The sequence below is a fragment of the Clostridium oryzae genome (assembly GCF_002029235.1).
In the GTDB taxonomy this organism is placed as follows: Bacteria; Bacillota; Clostridia; order Clostridiales; family Clostridiaceae; genus Clostridium_AE; species Clostridium_AE oryzae.
In genome coordinates, this window is sequence record NZ_MZGV01000130.1 from 1 (window position 1) to 4,197 (window position 4,197).

Genomic DNA, 4,197 nt, shown 5'->3' on the forward strand with positions numbered 1-4,197 from the left:
AACTATATAATATGCGAAGTAATAAGAAGAAAGCTCTTAAGAAAATACTAGTAAATAGATAAACAAGAAAGATAATTTGGGAGAGGTAATATAGAAAATAATACTTTGTAAATGCATAGAGTCGGTATAGGGTAGGAAGTGGTTGGAGGAGGCATTTTCCAGCCGACGGAAACCACTTCCTACCCTTTTTTAGTCTATAGGAATTTATGATTTTTTCCAATTGTGGATAACTTTTAATCAAAATTAAGATACACCACTAAATAAGAGAAAAGGTGGTTATTAAATGAAAAAACGATACAACGTGTTTACGAAGAAGTTAACAAGAAACAGTAATATATTTTGAAATTAGAGAATTAAGATAAGAAGGCAACAGAAGCAGTATAATAAAAGCATCTTGTTAATATTAAGAGTTAGGGCATTAAAAATGGTTACATCCGACGGAGGCATTTGGAGTGAGTTTAGCAATTATCCGTGTCTTTTAGGCAAATTTACGTTAAGATGGCGAATTGTTTGAGGCGCAGCCGAGTTATGAGCCATTAGGAAATTTGACTAAAAGATGCGGTGAAATTGCTTAACGAGCGGAACTAGCCGACATAGGGTGCAACCATTTTTTATTAATCTTTTAATGCACCTTGCGTCATACCTTTAATGATGTAATCTTGAAGGAAGAAGTATAAAATTATTGTTGGAAGAGCTGAAATAACCATAGCAGCCATCATTTGAGCATAGTCACTTGAAAAACCTCCTATAAAATTAACAAGTCCAATAGGAAGAGTTTTAAGTTTATCATTAGATACAAGTACTAAGGCAAAAGCAAACTCGTTCCAGTTGTTGAGAAAGTCTAGGATTACTACAGTTGCGATAGCTGGTCTCGTCATCGGAAGAATAATCTTCAAAAACAGTCTTGGGATACTGCAGCCATCTATTACTGCTGCTTCTTCAATATCGTTAGGAAAAGCTCTCATAAATGATTCCAAAATGAATATCGTAATAGGGAAGGCAAAGGCTACATAAGGAAATATAAGTGCCCATCTAGTATTTAATAAATGCAAAAACCTCATTTGAATAAATAAAGGTACCAAAAGTGAGTGTACTGGAATTAACATACCAAACATAAAAAGGGTATAGATAAATCCACGCAGTTTAAATTTGAATTTTGCTAAGATATATGCTGCCATTGCACCTAATAACACTGTAACAATAATAGAAATGATAGCGACAAAGGCACTATTTATAAAGTAAGTACCAATATTTGCCGTTTTCCACGCATGTGCATAATTCTCAAAATGAAAGGAAGTGGGCAATGAAAAAGTATTTGTTGAAATTTGCTGGTTAGTTTTGAACGAAGTTAAAGCCATCCATATTAATGGATAAATGTTAAGTAGTCCAAATAAAATAAGAATAATGTAAAAAAGTGCTCTTAATGGTCTCACTTTAGTTATTCTAGTAGTAAGTCCCTTTTTTACAACTATATTACTATTCATGAATACACCTCCCTTATAATTCGTCGTTTCGCTTCATTAATTTTTGACTTAGTAATATGAACAATAGACTTATAATAAATATAACCGTAGAAACTGCGCTCCCATAACCATATTGATAAACAGTAAAGGTTTTGTTGTACATGTATATTGCCATTACTTCAGTAGAACGAGCAGGACCTCCATTGGTCATAACATAAATTAGATCGAAGGTTTTCATACTTCCTGCTATACATAGAACTACAGCTACTTTTACTGTGTTCCAAAGCATAGGAAAGGTAATTGATTTGAATTTTTGTATTTCTGTTGCTCCATCTATTTCTGCAGCTTCAAATATAGATTCAGAAATATTCTGTATTGCAGCAAGAAATATAATTAAATACAATCCTACATATTGCCAAATAATTGGAATACAAGCTGAAAATATAGCAATTTTAGGATTACCGAGCCAATTTAATGCTAACTTTTTGAGGCCTACTGCATTAAGCAGATTATTTAATATACCAATTTGAGAATTGTAGATATTTGACCATAATAAAGCAACTACTACAGTTGAAACAACCATCGGCATAAAATAGATTGTTCTAAAAAATTTTACCCCTCTAATTCTCCTGCTTAAGATAATTGCTAGGATTAATGCAATAGGTATTTGTCCCAATATAGATGCTATAACTACAAGAATGTTATTTTTGAAGGACATCCAAAAATAACTATCTTTTAATATTGCTTTGAAGTTTTGAAATCCAACAAGTTTTGCAGTTCCAAATCCATTCCAGTTTGTAAAGCCATAGTAAAATGATCTGAAGATAGGGATTATAACAAACATTGCATAAACAATTAGAGCTGGTGCTAATCCTGCTATAATAAGTTTTTTATTTCTTCTGATTAAGTCCACAGAATCATTCCTTTCCTTTAGAAATTTTAAAGGATTAAACGGTGAAAACATAAATTCTATTCGCTAGAAAATGGAGAATTTTCAGAGAGCTAAGTGAAGATAATAATAGAATCTTAGACCGTTTAACCCTATATTGGGAAGTAGCTTGAACTGTTAACTTATGCAAGTCTAAAAATTATCTAAACGTCTTTCATTATGACCTGTACAAGTTTAGTTTTCGCAATGCTTCCCGCAGATACCTTTTACGAAAACTTCATTTTAATTTATTACAAAATTTCTGATTTTAAATTGTTTGAAGTACAAGCTGAAATGTTATTTAGCTGCATATATGTGTAAATTACTTGCTTTCTACAGCGTTTTGAATTTGTTTTGCAACAGTTTTTGAATCACTTTGTCCAACTAATAAGCTTTGTAATCCATTGTTAGTAGCTTCAGCTGCTGGTGCAGAAAGTAGGGAGTCATAAGCAGGTGATAGTGAATGCTCTTTTGATAATTTCATAGTTTTAACAAAAACCGGATTTAAGCCACTAGTGTCAAGGGTTACATTATATGGAACTAATACGTTGTTCTTTACAGCAGTTTCAAAAGATTTTTCACTTGTAATAAACTGAATAAACTTCAATGCTGCTGTTTGCTTTGCTTTTGAAATTTGAGAATTTATTTCAACACCTATACCAGTTGCACCGGCCAGTGTGCTTTGATCTCCTTTGCCATCTGTGAAACCTGGAATTTGTCCAACTTCAATATTTTTAAGAGTGTCAGCAGAAGCCTTTGTTGCTAAATCATTAATTGCCCAAGATCCATCTATCATCATAGCTGCTTTTCCATTTGCGAAGGCATTTCTTTGCTGAGTATCATCTAAAGTCATAAAATCTTTATTAAATGCTTTTGCGTCTGAAAGCTGTTTTAACTTGTCCAATGCTTTGATAAATATGGGATCTGTGAATTTGTTTCCTTTATTAGCAGCTGCATTTTTAAACCAATCTGTTCCTGTCATGTGGTCACCCATACTGCTCATAATACAGGATTGAGCCATCCAGGAGGCTTTGTCACCCATGCTTATAGGAATAATATTATGAGAATTAAATACTTTTACAACCTTAAGCAAATCATCGAATGTTTTTGGATATTGCAAATTATATTTATCAAAAAGTGTTTTGTTATAATAAACCACAGAAGTTAATGATTCTTCAATTGGTACAGAGTATACTTTACCGTTTACAGTATAATCATCGTAGCTGCCTTTAAAGAATCCATTTTTCCAATCAGTATTGCTATTCAAAGTATCTGTAATATCAGTTACTAGGCCATTATTAGCAAACTGTTGAGTTAAAGCACCAGGCCAGTTTATAAACATATCTGGAAGCTGCTTTGCGGCGGCTTGCGTTTGAAGTTTTGTTTTATACTGATCATTAGGGATACCTTGTTCTGTTATTTTAATTTTAGGATTAGCTGATTTAAAGTCATTAAGAAGCTGTTTCATGTATTTTGTATGTGCATCGGCTCCTACAAAGATATTCCAGTAACTTAAATTTACTGTTGAACTTTTGCCGCTTGCAGAACCAGTGTTTTTCGCTTTGCTTGAACATCCTGCAAAAACAAATGTTGTCGCACCAACAAGTGCAATGCTAGTTAAACTTTTCAATGTTTTGTTCATTAATAAATCCCCCTTAAAATAATTATTTATAGATATCTTCCGTAGAAACTAAATATCAACTTTTTACATTTTTGAATGTAAGTAAATTTAATTTTTATATGGATATCTATATAATGAAAAAAACTTAAAGTAGAAAATCTTTTTCATACTTTAAGTATAAATAG

The 4,197-nt window shown here is 32.2% G+C and carries 3 protein-coding genes; all 3 read right to left on the minus strand.

The window, feature by feature from the left end; all coding sequences use genetic code 11:
- Nucleotides 1–614: 614 nt before the first annotated feature.
- Nucleotides 615–1,484 (minus strand): carbohydrate ABC transporter permease, encoded by an 870-nt coding sequence (locus CLORY_RS22490; protein ID WP_079428779.1) that lies wholly within the window; start codon nucleotides 1,482–1,484, stop codon nucleotides 615–617.
- 13 nt (nucleotides 1,485–1,497) lie between these two features.
- Entirely contained in the window at nucleotides 1,498–2,376 is an 879-nt protein-coding gene (locus CLORY_RS22495; protein ID WP_207652253.1) for a carbohydrate ABC transporter permease, read from the minus strand.
- A gap of 337 nt (nucleotides 2,377–2,713) precedes the next feature.
- A complete protein-coding gene (locus CLORY_RS22500; protein WP_079428783.1) occupies nucleotides 2,714–4,033 on the minus strand; it encodes an extracellular solute-binding protein in 1,320 nt (439 codons plus the stop codon).
- Nucleotides 4,034–4,197 lie beyond the last annotated feature (164 nt).